Below are 16,983 nucleotides of genomic sequence, written 5' to 3' on the forward strand. Positions count from 1 at the left end.
GCGATTGGGCCGAGTCTACCCCGGTGCGTATAGCCCAAGCACATCAGTTTTACGGTCTTAGGGTGTCCGACACCTCTTCTCAGCAGGCTCCGCGCAGGTCCGGAAGCTGGCTCCTCTATATCGCCATGGCTTTGTTCGCGGTGGGATTGCTGGCAATCGTCGCAATCTTCGGCGTCGGACTGTTGACCGATTCCGAGCCGGGGCTGTGGCTCTACCTGACCGCGATGGCGGCACCCCTCGGATTCCTCTTGGCGCTGGTATTCGCGCTGTGGTCGGGTCGCCGGGCGCGCTGATCGGGCGCGCGCCGATTCCCGTCTGTGACACGTCCGATTGCCCACTTCGTTACCCGGCCATGCGTGTGATCTTCATCACATAACAGAACGGTCACAGCCGGGTGACAGACCGCTACCGGGCCGGACTCGCCGTGACCACCTGCGCAGACGGTATGCGGAACCCGTTGGGCCGGATAGCGTCCCGGACAGACACGACGGTTACCAAATGGTGATTTTTCGCGGCAGCCGTCGTAGTGTCACTCCTCAGCCGGGTCAGCCCGGCGCCACCGGCCCGCCGCACCGAACCTCACCCCGCGGGCACGGACCCCAACTGGAACCAGGGGTGAGGGCGAGGAACAGCGCGCATCAGCGCGCCGGAGCGGACGACCTCTCAGTTCGCCCCCGGTAGTCATGCCTCGAGGCGCGTACGAGAGGAAAACCCGAACATGAGTGGACGCCATCGCAAGCCGAGTAACACCGGTCGCACGGTCGCCAAGGTAGCCCTGACGGGCATCGCCCTCGGCGGAGCCGGAGTGGCCATGGCCGGTAACGCCAGCGCGGCACCCGACTCCGACTGGGATCGCCTCGCACAGTGCGAAGCCGGAGGCAACTGGGGTATCAACACCGGGAACGGTTTCCAGGGCGGGTTGCAGTTCTCGCCCAGCACCTGGACCGCCCACGGCGGCGGCGAATACGCCCCCACCGCCAACCAGGCCAGCCGCGAACAACAGATCGCAGTCGCCGAGAAGGTGCTCGCCTCGCAGGGCTGGAGCGCATGGCCCTCCTGCTCCGCGAACCTCGGCCTGCACAGCGCCCCGTCGCAGCGCACCGCCCCTCAGACGGAAGCGCCGACGAAGTGGAATCCCCCGGCCCCGGGCAACGTCCAGGCCGCCGACGGCAGCCAGCAGGTCTTCCAGGCCGTGGACCGCGCCATGGAGATCGCACAGCAGCAGGGCATCAACATCCCGCAGCCGGTGCTCGACTTCCTGAATGTGAGCAAGGCCAACAACACTCAGCTCGATCCGACGATCGTGAACTTCTTCCAGGCGAACAAGGGTCTGCTTCCCAACTGAGACACCTGCTTCGCGTATACGAACGCCCCGCATCAATGACGATGCGGGGCGTTTGTGTTTGCCGCACACCGGTGTTGCTGCCCGAACGCCGTGCCGCGGGCAAACTTCCGGGTGCCGGAGGGGGCACTCGCACACCCCGCATGCCAGAATGAGCGCGTGGTGAACAAATCGAAGAAACCCTACGTCGACAATGGCTGGCCGGAGACGGCCAATGGCGATCACGCCGTCACCGAGCTCTCGTCGACCCGCTCGGGCGGCCTCTCCCCGTACGGTGAGGACACCGAGTTCCCGCTTCCCGTGGATCAGCTGCCCTACGTGCACCCGCACACGATCATCAATCGCTGATCAGCCTTCCACCGATAACCATGCGGTTGACGGCGCGGCTCGCTCCGATGCGGCCGTCGCATCCGCGGCGGCCGTCGCACCGCGCCTCATACCGCCCCTTCGCCGTGCGCCCGGCAGCGTTCCCGCGGGCCCGCGGCGCCCATTCCGCCTGTCTCACCGGGTATTCGAGACAGAAGCAGTCTTCCGCCTGGATCGGGTGAAGTGACCGATACCGTTCCCCCTGCCGAGAACGGCAGCGCCCCCGCGACCGACGGCGCCGAGAGCGATGCCCGCGCGGCGAGCTCCGCCGGCCGAGCGGCCAAGGCCGCCAAACCGCGCAAGGCCGCCGCGGCGAAGACTCCCGAGCCCACGACGCTCACCGACTGGCTGGCCGCGCTCTCGGACGCGGCACTGGTGGAGCTGTTGCAGCTGCGCCCGGATCTCGCGGTGCCGCTGCCCGCCTCGATGGCGGTGCTGGCGGCGCGGACCGAACAGCGCGCCTCGGTCCTGCGCGCCACCGACGAGCTCGACACACTCGACTTCGCGGTCATCGAAACCCTGGTGGTGCAGGGGGCCGCCGCTTTACGCGATCCGAAACCGGTACCGCGCACCGCATTGACCAAACTGCTCGGGGATCGGGTCGGCAAGGCGGCCCTCGATGCCGCGGTGGCCACGCTGCGCGCTCGCGCGCTGGTGTGGGGGTCGGACAAGGCGCTGCGGTTGACCACCGCCGCGCAGGAGGCGCTGCCCTGGCCGCTGGGCAGCACCACCGAACTACCGGACGCGCTCACCGAACCCGAGATCGAGGCCGCCCTGGCGGAGCTGAATCCGCCCGAGCGCGGACTGCTGGACACACTGGCGGCGACCGGACCGCGCGGGCGCACCCGGGACGCAGCCCCGGGCACCCCGGCGGATCGGCCGGTACAGCGCCTGCTGGCGCGCCGACTACTGAACTGGATCGACGACGAGACGGTCGAACTACCGCTGTCGGTCGGTCAGGTACTGCGGGGCGAACCGGTCACCGATCCGCACGCGCTGACCCCACCGCAGCCGGAACTACGCAAACAAACCAGTTCGGATGTGAATGCCGCGGCCGCCGGCGAGGTGGGAGAACTGCTGCGGCACAGCGCATCCATTCTCGAGGTGCTCGGCCAGACCCCCGCGCCCGCGCTGCGCTCCGGCGGCCTCGGGGTGCGGGAGATCCGGCGGGTGGTCAAACAGACCGGTGTCGACGAGGCCCGCATCGGCCTCATCGCCGAGGTGCTGGCCGCCGCCCGGCTGCTCGACAAGGGCTCGCCCGAACCGCTTCCCGATGACGGCACCGAGGATTTCTGGGCGCCCACCACCACCGCCGACGCCTGGCTGGCCGTGGTGCCGTCGCGCCGCTGGGTGGTGCTGGCGCAGGCGTGGCTGGACCTGGATCGCTTCCCGTGGATGATCGGGCTGCGCGATGCCAATGACAAACCCCTGGCCGCGCTCTCGGCCGAACTGCGCAATGTGCACGCCGTTCGCGATCGCCGCGCACTGCTGAGCCTGCTGGCCGAATACCCCACCGGCAATGCGGTTTCCGCCGCCGATCTGGCGCGGACGCTGGCCTGGCGGCAGCCGCGCCGGCGGCGGCACTATCGCCTGGAGTCGGTGCAGCGCACGCTCGCGGAGGCCGAGACGCTGGGTTTGGCCGCGCGCGGCGCGATCACCTCGGCGGGCCGGGCGCTGCTGCACGGCCGCCCGGAGGACGCGGAATCGGAGATGGCGGCGGCGCTGCCCGTGCCCGTGGATCATGTGCTGGTACAGGCGGATCTGACGATTATCGCGCCCGGACCGCTCGTGCCCGAACTCCAGGAGCGGATCTCACTCGTCGCCGATGTCGAATCCGCCGGAGCCGCAACGGTGTACCGGTTGAGCGACACCTCGGTGCGGCGCGCCCTGGACGGCGGCGCCACCGCTGCCGAACTGCACAATCTGTTCAGCGCGCATTCGCGCACCCCGGTGCCGCAGGCGCTGACCTACCTCATCGACGATGTGGCGCGACGGCACGGCCGACTGCGCGCGGGTATGGCCCAATCCTTCGTCCGCAGTGAGGATCCCGCGCTGCTGGCCGAGGTGCTGGCCGCACCGGTCGCCGGGCAGTTGGCGCTGCGGGCGGTCGCACCGACCGTGGCGATCTCGCAGGCCTCGCTGAACGAGGTGCTGGAACAGCTGCGCGCGGCGGGCTTCAGCCCCGCCGGGGAGGACTCCTCCGGCGCGATCGTGGATCTGCGCCCGCGCGGCGCGCGCATCCCGGCCCGCAATGGCCAGAAGCCGAATTGGCGGCCGAATCCGCCCAGCCCGGAACAACTTCGGGCACTGGTCTCGGAATTGCGCGCGGGTGAGCGTGCGGCACAGTCACGTTCGGGTCAGACGGTACGCTCGGACGGATCGCGCACCACCACGGCCGCCACCCTGAATCTGCTCCAATTGGCCGCGCGCACCAGGCGACCCGTGCATATCGGCTATGTGGACGCCTCGGGCATAGCCACCCAGCGCATTGTCGAACCGCTCAAAGTCGGTGGCGGACAATTGGACGCACTCGATCCGGTCACCGGCGCGATCCGGCACTTCACTCTGCACCGAATCGCGTCGGTAGCGCTTGTCGAATAGCTCCTACTTGGGATTGCCCAGGCAGAAAGTGGCTTTCGGATCCGAAACGGTGCGGAAGCCGATCGCGGTGCCGGCATCACACAGGAATTCGTCGGCCTGACCGTCGATGCGCTTGGTCACCTTGAAAGAGGCTTCCGGCGCGGTGCAGGCGACATTCTTGTATCCGGTGGTCTGGCTCTCGTTGTAGCAGGCGCCCTCCTTGAAGTTGGGCGTCAGGCACAGGAATGCGGTGGTCCCGCCATTGAGCGTCTCCTCGTACGAGGTCTGCTCCTGCTTACAGTCGGTCTTGGTGTCGAAGATCTGGGCGACCTTGTAGACCGCCTTCTCCGAAGAGCAGTCGACCGGCTCGGTCTTGGAGTCGACCATGGATCCCGCGATCACATTGATGCAATCGCCGACCTTGGATTTGGCGGTATCGGACTTGCTGGCGTCCTTGACCATCGAACAACCGGTCACTGCCAGCGCGGCCACCGCCACGGCCACGAGGGCCAGCACGAGGCGCAGCAGCGGCCTCGTTCCTGTGAACTTCACCTGCGAAAACCTTTCTCACCGTACAGTTCACGGCTGCCGTGAACGCGGTGAGGATACCTGTGCGTGATCGGCGGACGCATCACCGAATAGGGGTATTTCAGAGCATATGCAGGCCGCGCATACCCAGCATGGACATATTGAGGATGGTGGGCAGGAGCGCATTGAGCATTTGCAGGCTCAGGTAGGTCATCTGTTCCCTCTCGATTTGGGCGCACGTCCAGAAAGTCGCGCCGAAGACTGTGTCGTCGGCCACCCGCCGATCGTTACGCGGAACCGGCCCGCGTAATGCGAACCGTCACCGGCCGCGCGGAGTCGGCCACGACGGTCACCACCCGCCCGCCCGCCGGCGAGGTGACGGTGCCGCCGTCCACTCGGACCTGATAACCGCGAGGGTAATGCAGATCCGAGACATAGATCTCGGTCGGCTTACCAGCGGTGAAAGGTGTGTAGCTGTAAGCGAAGTCGCCGTTGCCCGCATCGAAGGTCAGGCGCCCGGGCGTCCCCGCGGTGGCCTGCGGATAGGTCCGCACCAGCTGCTGCCCGATCTCACCGAGGAAGGGGTCCGGGCGGATTCCACCCGCGCCGAAACGGGACGAGTAATGCCAGTACTGCCAGCTGACGAAGCGCTCATCGGCACGAATCACGGTGTTGCGCAAGACAGTCGGATCACCGTCGCCGAATTCGGTGACCAGCGTCGGCAGTTGCGTGCGCCGGGTGAAGGAATCGATATTGCCCCAGGTCTTGTCCTGTTGCAGCGGGCAGAGCGCGCGCAGGAAGGCGGGCAGGCCCAGGTAGATGGCGAGTTGACTCGGAATGCAGTAGTCGTGCGGGGCGAAGGCGATATCCGGTGCGGTGATCGGCGGATTCTTGCCCAGATTCGAGGGCATGGTCTCGTTCCAGGTGACATTGGGCTCCCAGAACACCATGGTGTTCGCATTGCGCGCCCGCACCGCATCGGTCAATTTCTGCATGGCCGCTTGGTATTTCACATCGAAGCCCGGGCAGCCGTTCGGATAGCAGGACAGGAACGCGCTGCCCGGCCACGGTTCGTTCATGAGCTCGAAGCCGAGTACGCCCGCATGCCCGTCCAGGCGTGCCGCGAGCGCGCCGAGCGCCGTGCCGAGATAGTCCAGCACGCCATTACCGTTGTCCCACACCTCATCCCAGCCCTGATTCATACTCGGCATGAGGTAGTAGAGCGGAAAGCCGAGATTCGGTTCCAGCACTCCCGGACGGGATTTCAGCGCCCATTCGGGAAAACCGTTGCCGCCCCATATCTTCGACAGACCATCCTGATGATTGTCCAGCAGGGTGTGAATCCCGCTCTGCGCCAAGGTGTCCACCACGGCGGCGACGCGATCCAGATAGGCGGTGTCGACCACGCCCTTGGTCGGCATGAGTCCGTCGAAGGACACTCCGAGCCGCACGGTATTGAATCCGTGCCCGGCCAGTAGCGCGGCATCCTCGGCGGTGAGGGTGAAGCCATCCCCCAGCTGGATATAGGGCGCGTCCTTGTCCACATTGTTCACACCGTGCAGCAGGACGACGCGCCCGAACTCGTCGACGAACCTGCCGCCCTCGGTGTGGATGGCCGCAATACCCGGCGCGGCCTGTGCGCTCGGCGGCGCGACCAGCAGCGCTCCCCCGAGCGCACCCGCCATCAGGCCCACCAGCCACCGTCTGCCCCGCTGTCCCCTGCGCATAGGTACCTCTTATTCAGCTTTCGGAGTAACGCGAATTAACTGGACAACCGCCCAAGTTGGAGGTGATCGTAGCCACCGGAACTCGGGGCTTGACCGTTTTCACCGAATTGCCCGCAGCCGCGCAGGTAGCAGCCGTCCGGACCCCTGTCGGTGCCATCAGGAACAATGGACTGCGGCCCGATCGGGTCCGAGAAGCCAGGAGGTGCCGTGACCGACGGACCACTCATCGTTCAAAGCGACAAGACACTGCTGCTCGAGGTCGACCACGAGGCCGCGGACGCCGCCCGGCAGGCCATCGCGCCCTTCGCCGAGCTCGAACGCGCTCCCGAGCACGTGCACACCTACCGCATCACCCCCCTGGCCCTGTGGAATGCCCGCGCCGCCGGTCACGATGCCGAGCAGGTGGTCGACGCCCTGGTGAAGTTCTCCCGGTACGCCGTCCCGCAGCCGCTGCTGGTGGACATCGTCGACACCATGGCCCGGTACGGCCGACTGCAACTGGTCAAGAGTCCGGTGCACGGGCTCACCCTGGTCAGTCTCGATCGCGCGGTATTGGAAGAGGTGCTCCGGCACAAGAAGCTCGCCCCCATGTTCGGCGCACGCGTGGACGACGACACCGTGGTGGTGCATCCGTCCGAGCGCGGTCGCATCAAACAGCTGCTGTTGAAGATCGGCTGGCCCGCCGAGGACCTCGCGGGATACGTCGACGGCGAGGCGCACGATATCGACCTCGACTACGAGGGCGGGCACTGGGAACTGCGCGACTATCAGCAGATGGCGGCCGACTCGTTCTGGGCGGGCGGCTCCGGAGTCGTCGTATTGCCCTGTGGCGCGGGCAAAACCATGGTCGGCGCGGCGGCCATGGCCAAGGCCAAGGCCACCACCCTGATCCTGGTCACCAATACCGTCGCCGGTCGGCAGTGGCGGCGCGAACTGCTGGCGCGCACCTCGCTCACCGAGGAGGAGATCGGCGAGTACTCCGGTGAGCGCAAGGAGATCCGCCCGGTCACCATCGCCACCTATCAGGTGATCACCCGCAAGACCAAGGGCGAGTACCGCCATCTCGAACTGTTCGACAGCCGCGACTGGGGTCTGGTCATCTACGACGAGGTGCATCTGCTGCCCGCACCGGTCTTCCGCATGACCGCGGACCTCCAGTCCCGCCGCCGCCTCGGACTGACCGCCACCCTGGTGCGCGAGGACGGTCGCGAGGGTGATGTGTTCTCGCTGATCGGCCCCAAGCGCTACGACGCGCCATGGAAGGACATCGAGGCGCAGGGCTGGATCGCACCGGCCGACTGCGTCGAGGTGCGGGTGACGCTCACCGATGCCGAACGTATGGCATACGCCACAGCCGAACCGGAGGAGCGCTACAAACTGTGCTCCACCGCACGAACCAAGCTGCCTGTGGTGGAGTCGATTCTGGCCCAGCACCGGGGGTCGCCGAGTCTGGTGATCGGCGCGTACCTGGATCAGCTGGAGGAGTTGGGCGAGCATCTGAACGCCCCGATCATCCAGGGTTCCACCCGCACCAAGGAGCGGGAGGAGCTGTTCGACGCCTTCCGGCGCGGGGAGATTCCGGTGCTGGTGGTCAGCAAGGTCGCGAATTTCTCCATCGATCTCCCCGAAGCGTCTGTGGCCGTCCAGGTTTCGGGCACCTTCGGCTCCCGGCAGGAGGAGGCGCAGCGGCTCGGGCGACTGTTGCGCCCGAAACAGGATGGCGGCCAGGCTCACTTCTATTCGGTTGTCGCACGTGACACGCTGGACGCCGAATACGCCGCGCACCGGCAGCGTTTCCTTGCGGAGCAGGGGTATGCCTATCGCATCACCGATGCGGACGACCTGTTGGGGCCGACGTTAGGATAACTGGAGGAGAAGCCTCCAGTAGGCGGGAGGGAACGTACGTGCGACGCTTCGAATTCGCGGTGGACCGTGAGCATGCCCGGGCGGTCAACGAAGTCGTCGCCGATCTGCGGCGCTTGCGGGTGCTCGGGGTGGGCGCCGCCATTGTGCTGGGCCTGGGCACCGCGTTTCTGGTGTGGGTGAATCATCCGTGGTCCTGGCTGCTGGCGGTGGCATTCCTGCTGGGGGCGGCCACCTCGCTGTTCATCGGCCTGTGGACACCGCATCGCGGGCGGGTCGATCGGCTCTATGCCGCGGGCGAACTCGTGCCCGCGGTGGTCTCGGAGACCGACGGATCCAAGACGGTGCTGCTGGCCCTGGTGGATCTGGCCAAGCCCAAGACCGACGGCCCGCGCTACGCGCTGGTCACCCGCACGGTGCGCAGCCTGCCCGGACATCGCAATCGGATCGGCGAACAGGTGCCGTCGGTGACGGTGCGCATCGACCGCGCGCCCGGTTCGGTGGGTGAGCTGTGGCAGTCGGTGAGCGCCATGCCGATCGCCTGGGGCACCCGGGATCTGAACATTATCGAGCGCGCCCGCACCACCATCCGCGATGTCGAATGGCAGTTGCTCACCGACAATCTGGAGCTGGCCGACAAGGTGCGGCATGTGGATGCCAAGCGGCTGCTGCTGGACCCGCAGCAGCTCCCCGAGGAGCTCCGCGGATAGCGGGGAGTCCGCCGGGCGCATTCCCACCGAAATCCCTTGCGCCGGAACATAGAATGATCCGATGATACCCGGCGCGAATCTTGCCGCCTTCTTCGTCGCGGCCACCGTATTGATCGTCATCCCGGGACCCGGCGTGCTGTTCGTCATCGGCCGCGCCCTCACCTGCGGGCGAAAAGCGGCCCTGCTGTCCGTACTCGGTCACTCCCTGGGCGTGCTGCTGGTGCTCTCCCTGGTCGCGGTCGGGCTCGGCACGCTCGTGGCGGCCTCGGCCATCGCACTCAATACGGTCAAGATCGCGGGTGCGCTGTACCTGATTTACCTGGGCGTACAGGCGATTCGCCAGCGCAAATCCCTGCGCGAGGCGTGGGAGTCCAAAGGTGATCGGGCCCAGGGCGGCAAGCTCATGCGGCAGGCGTTCCTGGTGGGGATCAGCAATCCCAAGGCCATCATCTTCTTCTCCGCGGTCCTGCCGCAGTTCGTGGATCCGGACAGCGGGCCGATAGCCGTGCAGATGTTCATCCTGGGCCTGATCTTCTTGGCCATCGCATTGGTTTCGGACAGTGCGTGGGCGCTGGTGGCGGGGCTGGCCCGGGACTGGTTCGCGCGCTCACCGGAGCGGTTGGAGCGGGTCGGCGGCGCGGGCGGGGTAATGATCATCGGACTCGGTGCGAGCGTTGCCGTGTCGGGCACCAGTCATTGATCCCGGCGACGACTAGAGTCGCTGGTCGGGGTGTGTACGCCGGAAAGGGCGGCTCGACGTATGAGGCATAGCTGGTGGCGGTACACGGTGGTCGGCGCCGCCGTGGTGGCGGCCGCGAACGCGGTTCCCGCACAGGCGGATCCGGGTGACCCCTTCGCGGGCGCGCCCGGACTCGGCGATCCGTACTATCCGCTGGACGGCAATGGCGGGTACGACGCGAAGCACTACGACGTCACCCTCGGCTACGATCCGGCCTCGCACGTCATGACCGGCTCCACCCGGGTGGACGCGGTCGCCACCCAGGCGCTGCACACCTTCGACCTGGACTACAGCGGCCCGCGGATCGCCAAGGTGACGGTCAACAATCTGCCCGCCTGGTTCGATCGCACCCGGGACCACGAACTGGTGGTCACCCCCATGCTGCCGCTGCTGCCCGGTCTGCCGTTCACCGTGCAGGTGGAGTACGCGGGTGAGATCACCGGCACCGACGGCGACGGCTGGGTGCTCTCCCCCAGCGGCGGGGCTTTCGTTGCGGGACAACCGCATTCGGCCTCGTCCTGGTATCCGCTCAATGACACGCCTTTGGACAAGGCCACTTTCGCGCTGCACGCCACCGTGCCGGCCGAATGGGAGGTCATGTCCAACGGTCTGAAGATCAGTGATGTGGTGAACGGCGCGAACCGCACGGTGAATTGGGAGATGCGCCAGCCGGTGGTCGGCTATCTGACCACCATCGCCATCGACAAATTCGATTTCCTGGCCCAGCAGCGCGCCAATGGCACACCGCTGCTGAGCGCCTTCGCCCCGGATGCGAGCAAACAGGCGCGGGACAACGAAGCGCGGCTGCCGGAGTTCCTGGACTTCCTCGAAACCCTGTACGGCCCCTACCCGTTCGACACCGCCGGTGGCATCTACGTGGACACCGATCTGCAGTTCTCACTGGAGACCCAGTCCCGGCCCATCTACGCGCCCTGGACCGATCTGAACACCGTGGTGCATGAGCTCACCCACCAGTGGTGGGGCGACTCCATGTCGGTGAAGCAGTGGTCCGATATCTGCCTGAACGAATGCTTCGCCAGCTACACCGCCGACTACCTGTGGCCGGAACGTATGGAGGGCAAGGACGTCGACGCGCAATACCGCGAGGCCGTCGCGAAATACCGCGCTGAACCGAAGTTCTGGCAGATTATGCTGCAAAACCCCGGTGTGGGAAACGAATTCACCTCGGTCTACTACCGCGGCCCGCTCTTCCTGCACGCGCTGCGCCGCACCATGGGTGATACCGCCTTCTTCGGCGCCGTCCACGATTTCGTGGACGGTCACCGCTACGGCAATGCGTCCATGCCGGAATTCCGCCAATTCATGCGGTCCCGCACCCCGACGGATCTGACCGGATTCTTCACGGCCTGGCTGGATCGCACCGAACCGCCCGCCGACGAATTCCTCTACCCGGGCTCACTGCGGTCCTGACGGACCGCTGCGCCGTCGAAACCTGTTCCCGCTAGGCGGGAACCGGACGGGCGCGGTCCGTGATCACCAGAGCCGCCATGGCCCCCAGTATGGAGCCGGTGACGTAGCGCTGGGCGCGGAGCCAGAGCGGGCGACCACCGAGGAAGGTCGCGATCGCGCCCGCGCTCAGCACTATGAGGCCGTCCACGGTGATGGCGATGACGATCTGCACCGCGCCCAGCGCGAGACTCTGCGACCAGACGCTGCCCCGCGCCGGGACCACGAACTGCGGGATCAGGGCCATGTACATGATGGCGATCTTGGGGTTCAGCAGATTGGTGACGAAGCCCATGGTGAAGAGGCGGCGTGTGGGATCGGCGGGCATCGCCTCAGGGGCGAAGGCCGAAAGACCGCCGGGGCGAAGGGTTTTCCAGGCCAGATACAGCAGATAGGCCGCACCGGCCAGTTTCAAGGCCAGGTAGAGCGCGGGGACCACGGCGAAGATCGCGGTAATGCCCACCGTCGCCGCGGTCAGGTAGACGGCGAAGCCCGCGGCCACGCCCGTGAGCGAGATGAATCCGGCGCGGCGACCCTGCGATACGGTTCGCGATACCAGATACATCATGTTCGGGCCGGGGGTGAGCACCATGCCGAGTGCCACCGAGGCGACACCGAGGATCGCGGACAGCTGGATCATGCCTCGGATTCTGCGCGAAACCAGACCCCGGTGTCGCGGTCCAGTCGACAATCAGTGGACCGTCGCGGGGTGTGGATCCCGGCCAAACGCATGCCGAGATGACGAGAGTGGTCCACGCCCGGATGACGAGGTCCGGGGGATGACGGGTGGTCCGGGCCGGGATAACGGCGGGGCTAGTGCGTGGCGGCGGTGCGGCCCGCGCGGAGGCGGCGGACACCCTCGGCGATGGTTTCCTCTTTCTTGCAGAAGGTGAAGCGGACGAGGTGGTTCCAGGCGGGTTTGTCGTCGGCGAAGACGCTCACCGGGACCGCGGCCACGCCGAGACGTTCGGGGAGTTCGCGGCAGAAGTCGTAGGCGTCGGTGGCACCGAGCGGGGTGATGTCGGCGCAGACGAAATAGGTCCCGTCACTGCGCTTTACCGCGAAGCCCGCTTCGGACAGGGCGGCGGACAGCCGTAGGCGCTTCTCGGACAGGGCGTCCCGCAGTGCCGCGATCCACTGCTGCTCGTGTTCCAGGGCGTGTGCGACGGCGGGCTGGAAGGGTCCGCCGCCGACGAAGGTGAGGAACTGTTTGGCGGCCAGCACGGCGTCCAGCAGTGGCGCGGGGGCGCAGGCCCAGCCGATCTTCCACCCGGTGACGCTGAAAGTCTTCGCGGCGCTGGAGATCACAATGGTGCGCTCGAACATGCCGGGCAGCGTGGCGATGCTGATGTGCCGGTGGCCGTCGAAGGCCAGATGTTCGTATGCCTCATCGGACATGACGTAGAGGTCGCGTTCGATGGCGATCTCCGCGATGGCGGTGAGATCCGCGCGCGACAGCACCGCACCGGTCGGATTGTGCGGTGAATTCACCAGCAGCATCCGGGTTTTCGGGGTGATGGCGGCGCGCAGACTGTCCAGATCGAGGGCGAATCCGTCGCCGTCCGGAACCAGCCGGGCGGTGCGGCGCCGCGCCCCGGCCAGGGCGACTGCGGCAGCGTACGAGTCGTAGTAGGGCTCGATGAGCACCACTTCGTCACCGGGTTCGACCAGCCCCAGAATGGTGGCGGCGATGGCCTCGGTCGCCCCGACCGTCACCAGTACCTGACTGTCCGGGTCGTAGTGGGTGCCGTAGCGGCGCGCGCGATCGGTGGCGATGGCCTGGCGCAGCGCGGGAACCCCACGGCCGGGCGGGTATTGGTTGAATCCGTCGGCGATGGCCTGCCGGGCGACCTCGAGCATCCCGGCGGGTCCGTCGGAGTCCGGGAAGCCCTGGCCGAGGTTGACCGCACCGTGCCGGACGGCGAGTTCGGTCATCTCGGCAAAGATCGTCGAAGCGTAGGGACGCAGCCTTGCGACGGTCGGAATCTGGGGCATGTCCGGAGGATAGTCCACCGCGGCCAACAGTTGCGATGCGATAGCGAAAGACTATGTTTCACTTTGCATTCGAGCCTTCTACCTGGCTCGTTGTGCAATGCCCTAAAGGCAGCTAGCCTGCCCGTGTTTTATCTCACAACCGCCTATCAGCGGTTTTCTCGAAAGGGGCGAAATATGCCCTCGTACTTGGAACTTCTCCTGCACCCCACACAAGCGGTCGATATTGTGCATCAGATTGCGCACCAGCTTATTGCTGGCAACTGGTCCACCGGCGATTGGAACCTGGGCTCCAGCTTCCCGCCCTCCGGTTCGGGCGGCTCCGGCTCCGGCACCGGCTCGGGTATCGGCAATTGCCTGCCCACCGGTTCGGTGAGCCTGTCCGGCGGAATGGACTGCACCTCCGGCTCCGGAACCAGCTACCCGGGCTGATGACCGCCGATGTGCGGCATGTCGGTCGGGGGTGTGCCGCCCATCGGGCATCGGATAGCGCGGGCCTCAGTGCGGCAGCCGCAGCCCCTTGAGTTTGGCCGGATTGACCAGATCGTAGATGCCCCAGACCTTTCCGTCGCACACGGTGAACCCGTAGACGCGCGGCGGCGTCCCGGGCCGACCCTGCTCCGAGGCCCGCTCGTGCACCAGCATGCCCAACTGGCCGTTGACGAGCACGAATTCGAAGGCGCCCGCCTGATAGATGGCCGGATCGTCGAAGCCGTACCGGGTGCGCAGCCCCAGCCACAGCCGGACATTCTTGTCCACGCCGGTCACGATATTGATGGCGGTCGTGGTGGTGCCGCCCGCATCGCCGACCGTGCGCACGTCCGGATGCAGCGCCGCCACAACGGCATTCACATCACCGCGATAGAGCGCCTCCAGCAGCTGTTGGACGGCGGCATTGTGTTCGTCGTCGCTGACCGGTTCGGGCGTGTGCGCCAGGGCTTTTCGCGCCCGCGTGGCCAGGGCCCGCGCGGCCTCGGTGGAGACGCCGAGAATATCGGAGATCTCGTCGAACGGCACCGAAAAGCCGTCGTGCAGAACGAAAGCCACGCGCTGCGGCGGGGTGAGGGTGTCCATCACCACCAGGGCGGCGAAGCGGGCATCCTGTTTGCGCACCACCGCGGCCAGCGGATCGGGCGTGCTGGAGGGTAGCGGACTGGTGACGATCGGCTCCGGAAGCCACTGCCCCACATACTGCTCGCGGCGCGCGCTGGCACTGCGCAGCCGGTCCAGGCAGATGCGCGAGACCACCGTGGTGAGCCAGGCGCGCAGATCCTCGATCTCGTGCTGGCGGGCGACCGCGAGCCGTAACCAGCTCTCCTGCACCGCATCCTCGGCATCGGCGACGCTGCCCGTCAACCGGTAGGCCACCGAGAGCAGGTGTGGCCGATGGTTTTCGAACAAATCGGTGAGCAGCGCGGCGACCATCGAACCGATCCTACGGTCGCGGTCGGACCAATCGGGCACCGGCCCGGAATGCCGGATCCCGGAGATGGACGCCCGCCCGGTTCGACGCCGGAATCCCGCTGCGCCGGTACACCGTTCCGTGACAGCATGGCCGCATGGACGCGCGGACGCTCTCGAATGGCACGGTCTGGCTCTCGCCGCCGACCGTGCTCGATATCGACGACATCACCGCGTGCTGTCAACAACCCTCGGTCGGGCAGTGGACGACCATGCCGGTCCCCTATATCCGCGCCGACGCCGAGAAGTTCATCTACGACATGGTGACGCCCGGCTGGGCCGACCGCAGTCCCACCTGGGCGCTGCGCTTGGGCGAAGACTCCCAGGTGGTAGGCATGATCGGCCTCGGACCGATCGATTCCCGCCGCGATCACAACTCCGCGGAGATCGGCTTTTGGCTCTCCGCGGCGGTACGCGGGCGGGGCCTGATGACCCAGGCCGTCGACCTGGTCTGCGCGGCCGCCTTCGCCCCGGACTGGCTCGCCGTGGAACGCATCGAATGGCGCGCCATCGTCGGCAATCACGCCTCGGCCGCCGTCGCCCGCCGCGCGGGCTTCCACTACGAGGGCCTGCTCCGCGGCGGCTGCGTCCAGCGCGGCACCCGCCTGGACAGCTGGCTGGCCGCCCGCCTACCCGCCGATCCCGCCGTCCCCGCCACCGACTGGCCCGCCGGAATCTAGCCCCGTCCCCCGGGCACCAGTACCCCTTCGGCAGCGTCACCCATCCCGGCAGCATCACCCCGTCATCCCGGCATGGTTTTGGCCGGGATCCACACCCGTTGCGACACAACAGATTCGGTGGATCCCGGCCAAGAACGCGCCGGGATGACGCGGGCAGACGCCCGAAATATCCTGGGAGACAGCCTTTCAGCCGCGGCGGGTAGCTACGGCGGCGGCGAGGATGTCGAGCTGGGCGGCGGTGACGTCCCAGTCGAGGCAGGCGTCGGTGATGGACTGGCCGTAGACGAGGGTCTCCGGGTGGCCCAGGGTGAGGTCCTGGCGGCCCGCGACCAGGAAGCTCTCCATCATCAGGCCGACCACGGTGCGCTCGCCCGCGGCGATGCGCCCGGCGATATCGGTCACCACGTCCACCTGCTTGTTGTGGTCCTTATTGCTGTTGCCGTGCGAGGCGTCGACCACCAGGCGCTGGGCCAGCGACGACTTCTCCAGGCGGATAAGGGCTTCCGCGCAGGACTCGGCATCGAAGTTGGTGCCATTGCTGCCGCCGCGCAGGATGACATGACAGTCCGGATTGCCCGCGGTGCGGATCAGCGCCGAACGCCCGTCGAGATCGGTGCCCGGGAAGACATGGCTGGCCGCCGCCGCGCGCACACCGTCCACCGCGACCTGCACATCGCCGTCGGTGCCGTTCTTGATGCCGACCGGCATGGACAGCGCCGAGGACAGCTGCCGATGCACCTGGCTGGCGGCGGTGCGCGCACCGATCGCGCCGTACGCCACCAGATCCGCGATGTACTGCGGGGTGATCGGATCCAGGAATTCACAGGCCACGGGCAGACCGAGCGCGGTGATGTCCACCAGCAGCTGCCGGCCCACATCGAGCCCGGTATTGATATCGAAGCTGCCGTCCAGGTGCGGATCGTTGATCAGCCCCTTCCACCCGAGCGTGGTGCGCGGCTTCTCGAAGTAGACGCGCATGACCACGTGCAGCCGGTCCCCGAGTTCCGCGGCCTTGGCGGCGAGCTTGCGGGCGTACTCCATGGCCGCGGCGGTGTCGTGCACCGAGCACGGGCCGACGATCACCATGAGGCGGTCGTCGTCACCATTGAGCACGTCGATGGTGGCTTTGCGCCCGGCGCGCACGGTATCGGCCAGGGTGTCGTCGAGCGGATGCGATCCGCGCACGTCGGCGGGCGAGCGCAGCGGGCTCACGCTGAGAGTGCGCTGGTCGTCGAGATCGGCGTGCCGGGGATCGAGATCGGCAGCGAGAGTCATGATCGTGGGTTCCTTTTCTCAGGCCGACCCACGGAGATTCGAATTTCTGGAACCCCTCGGAGCCGGTCTGTTGTCCGGCTCGGGGTGGAGGAGGTCAGCGCAGGTTCACGCCGCTCGACCCACCCGGGGCCGGCTGGCTAAACCAGAAATACACGCGCTGCATGCCGGACACCGTATCAGAGATCACGAAAATTGCGTGTGGCCGCTGACACACTGTGGAACGGCTTCTCAATATATGAGACGCGACGCCGGG

17 protein-coding genes are annotated in these 16,983 nt (G+C 67.0%); 10 read left to right on the forward strand and 7 right to left on the reverse strand.

Annotated features, from left to right (window positions below; genetic code table 11):
• Nucleotides 1-62 precede the first annotated feature (62 nt).
• The 4 genes from NA10_RS36700 to NA10_RS14720 all read left to right on the forward strand — a co-directional run bounded on the left by NA10_RS36700 (nt 63) and on the right by NA10_RS14720 (nt 4,309).
• Nucleotides 63-293 (forward strand): hypothetical protein, encoded by a 231-nt coding sequence (locus tag NA10_RS36700; protein ID WP_157556517.1) that lies wholly within the window; start codon nt 63-65, stop codon nt 291-293.
• A gap of 425 nt (nt 294-718) precedes the next feature.
• Nucleotides 719-1,345, forward strand: coding sequence for a resuscitation-promoting factor Rpf1 domain-containing protein (locus NA10_RS14710; protein WP_067568387.1), 627 nt, complete (start codon nt 719-721; stop codon nt 1,343-1,345).
• 156 nt (nt 1,346-1,501) lie between these two features.
• The gene (locus NA10_RS14715) at nt 1,502-1,690 is read left to right on the forward strand and encodes a hypothetical protein (protein ID WP_067568388.1); all 189 of its coding nucleotides are present in this window, start codon (nt 1,502-1,504) and stop codon (nt 1,688-1,690) included.
• Nucleotides 1,691-2,056: 366 nt separating this feature from the next.
• Entirely contained in the window at nt 2,057-4,309 is a 2,253-nt protein-coding gene (locus NA10_RS14720) for a helicase-associated domain-containing protein (protein ID WP_067568458.1), read from the forward strand.
• A gap of 3 nt (nt 4,310-4,312) precedes the next feature.
• Here the strand turns inward: NA10_RS14720 and NA10_RS14725 are convergent, their stop codons facing one another.
• The 3 genes from NA10_RS14725 to NA10_RS14730 form a co-directional block, all read right to left on the reverse strand.
• Nucleotides 4,313-4,840 (reverse strand): LppU/SCO3897 family protein, encoded by a 528-nt coding sequence (locus NA10_RS14725; protein ID WP_067568389.1) that lies wholly within the window; start codon nt 4,838-4,840, stop codon nt 4,313-4,315.
• A gap of 97 nt (nt 4,841-4,937) precedes the next feature.
• A complete protein-coding gene (locus tag NA10_RS36705; RefSeq protein ID WP_157556518.1) occupies nt 4,938-5,093 on the reverse strand; it encodes a hypothetical protein in 156 nt (51 codons plus the stop codon).
• A gap of 10 nt (nt 5,094-5,103) precedes the next feature.
• A complete protein-coding gene (locus tag NA10_RS14730; protein WP_067568390.1) occupies nt 5,104-6,543 on the reverse strand; it encodes an endoglycoceramidase I in 1,440 nt (479 codons plus the stop codon).
• Nucleotides 6,544-6,750: 207 nt separating this feature from the next.
• On the opposite strand from NA10_RS14730, the gene NA10_RS14735 reads away from it, so the two are divergent.
• The 4 genes from NA10_RS14735 (at nt 6,751) to NA10_RS14750 (ending at nt 11,286) form a co-directional block, all read left to right on the forward strand.
• Nucleotides 6,751-8,409, forward strand: a complete 1,659-nt coding sequence (locus tag NA10_RS14735) for a DNA repair helicase XPB (protein WP_067568391.1) — start codon at nt 6,751-6,753, stop codon at nt 8,407-8,409.
• A gap of 38 nt (nt 8,410-8,447) precedes the next feature.
• Nucleotides 8,448-9,116 (forward strand): DUF3239 domain-containing protein, encoded by a 669-nt coding sequence (locus tag NA10_RS14740; RefSeq protein ID WP_067568392.1) that lies wholly within the window; start codon nt 8,448-8,450, stop codon nt 9,114-9,116.
• A 61-nt stretch (nt 9,117-9,177) separates the two neighbouring features.
• On the forward strand, nt 9,178-9,816 hold the full coding sequence (locus NA10_RS14745) for a LysE family translocator (RefSeq protein WP_067568393.1): 639 nt from the start codon (nt 9,178-9,180) through the stop codon (nt 9,814-9,816).
• Between the two features lie 60 nt (nt 9,817-9,876).
• On the forward strand, nt 9,877-11,286 hold the full coding sequence (locus NA10_RS14750) for a M1 family metallopeptidase (RefSeq protein ID WP_067568394.1): 1,410 nt from the start codon (nt 9,877-9,879) through the stop codon (nt 11,284-11,286).
• Between the two features lie 31 nt (nt 11,287-11,317).
• Here NA10_RS14750 and NA10_RS14755 read toward each other — a convergent pair whose 3' ends face one another.
• Together NA10_RS14755 and NA10_RS14760 are read right to left on the reverse strand one after the other, a co-directional pair.
• Nucleotides 11,318-11,962, reverse strand: coding sequence for a LysE family translocator (locus NA10_RS14755; RefSeq protein ID WP_067568395.1), 645 nt, complete (start codon nt 11,960-11,962; stop codon nt 11,318-11,320).
• Nucleotides 11,963-12,135: 173 nt separating this feature from the next.
• Nucleotides 12,136-13,317 (reverse strand): pyridoxal phosphate-dependent aminotransferase, encoded by a 1,182-nt coding sequence (locus NA10_RS14760; protein WP_084514701.1) that lies wholly within the window; start codon nt 13,315-13,317, stop codon nt 12,136-12,138.
• Nucleotides 13,318-13,491: 174 nt separating this feature from the next.
• On the opposite strand from NA10_RS14760, the gene NA10_RS14765 reads away from it, so the two are divergent.
• Nucleotides 13,492-13,746, forward strand: coding sequence for a hypothetical protein (locus NA10_RS14765; RefSeq protein WP_067568397.1), 255 nt, complete (start codon nt 13,492-13,494; stop codon nt 13,744-13,746).
• 66 nt (nt 13,747-13,812) lie between these two features.
• On the opposite strand, the gene sigJ is transcribed toward NA10_RS14765, so the two are convergent.
• Nucleotides 13,813-14,739, reverse strand: a complete 927-nt coding sequence (sigJ, locus tag NA10_RS14770) for an RNA polymerase sigma factor SigJ (RefSeq protein WP_067568398.1) — start codon at nt 14,737-14,739, stop codon at nt 13,813-13,815.
• 134 nt (nt 14,740-14,873) lie between these two features.
• Between sigJ and NA10_RS14775 the strand changes: the two genes are divergently transcribed.
• A complete protein-coding gene (locus tag NA10_RS14775; protein ID WP_067568399.1) occupies nt 14,874-15,455 on the forward strand; it encodes a GNAT family N-acetyltransferase in 582 nt (193 codons plus the stop codon).
• A 186-nt stretch (nt 15,456-15,641) separates the two neighbouring features.
• Here NA10_RS14775 and NA10_RS14780 read toward each other — a convergent pair whose 3' ends face one another.
• Nucleotides 15,642-16,730, reverse strand: a complete 1,089-nt coding sequence (locus tag NA10_RS14780) for a 3-deoxy-7-phosphoheptulonate synthase (RefSeq protein WP_067568400.1) — start codon at nt 16,728-16,730, stop codon at nt 15,642-15,644.
• Nucleotides 16,731-16,983 lie beyond the last annotated feature (253 nt).

Origin of the sequence: Nocardia acidivorans NBRC 108247 (assembly GCF_001625085.1) — a bacterium.
Taxonomy (GTDB): Bacteria; Actinomycetota; Actinomycetes; order Mycobacteriales; family Mycobacteriaceae; genus Nocardia; species Nocardia acidivorans.

What these genes read in the sequence shown, in the direction of transcription:
- NA10_RS14775 (WP_067568399.1), top strand. Translation starts at nt 14,874, where the DNA reads ATGGACGCGCGGACGCTCTCGAATGGCACGGTCTGGCTCTCGCCGCCG.
- NA10_RS14750 (WP_067568394.1), top strand. Translation starts at nt 9,877, where the DNA reads ATGAGGCATAGCTGGTGGCGGTACACGGTGGTCGGCGCCGCCGTGGTG.
- NA10_RS14760 (WP_084514701.1), bottom strand. Translation starts at nt 13,317, where the DNA reads ATGCCCCAGATTCCGACCGTCGCAAGGCTGCGTCCCTACGCTTCGACG.
- sigJ (WP_067568398.1), bottom strand. Translation starts at nt 14,739, where the DNA reads ATGGTCGCCGCGCTGCTCACCGATTTGTTCGAAAACCATCGGCCACAC.
- NA10_RS14755 (WP_067568395.1), bottom strand. Translation starts at nt 11,962, where the DNA reads ATGATCCAGCTGTCCGCGATCCTCGGTGTCGCCTCGGTGGCACTCGGC.
- NA10_RS14730 (WP_067568390.1), bottom strand. Translation starts at nt 6,543, where the DNA reads ATGCGCAGGGGACAGCGGGGCAGACGGTGGCTGGTGGGCCTGATGGCG.
- NA10_RS14710 (WP_067568387.1), top strand. Translation starts at nt 719, where the DNA reads ATGAGTGGACGCCATCGCAAGCCGAGTAACACCGGTCGCACGGTCGCC.
- NA10_RS14780 (WP_067568400.1), bottom strand. Translation starts at nt 16,730, where the DNA reads ATGACTCTCGCTGCCGATCTCGATCCCCGGCACGCCGATCTCGACGAC.
- NA10_RS14765 (WP_067568397.1), top strand. Translation starts at nt 13,492, where the DNA reads ATGCCCTCGTACTTGGAACTTCTCCTGCACCCCACACAAGCGGTCGAT.
- NA10_RS14745 (WP_067568393.1), top strand. Translation starts at nt 9,178, where the DNA reads ATGATACCCGGCGCGAATCTTGCCGCCTTCTTCGTCGCGGCCACCGTA.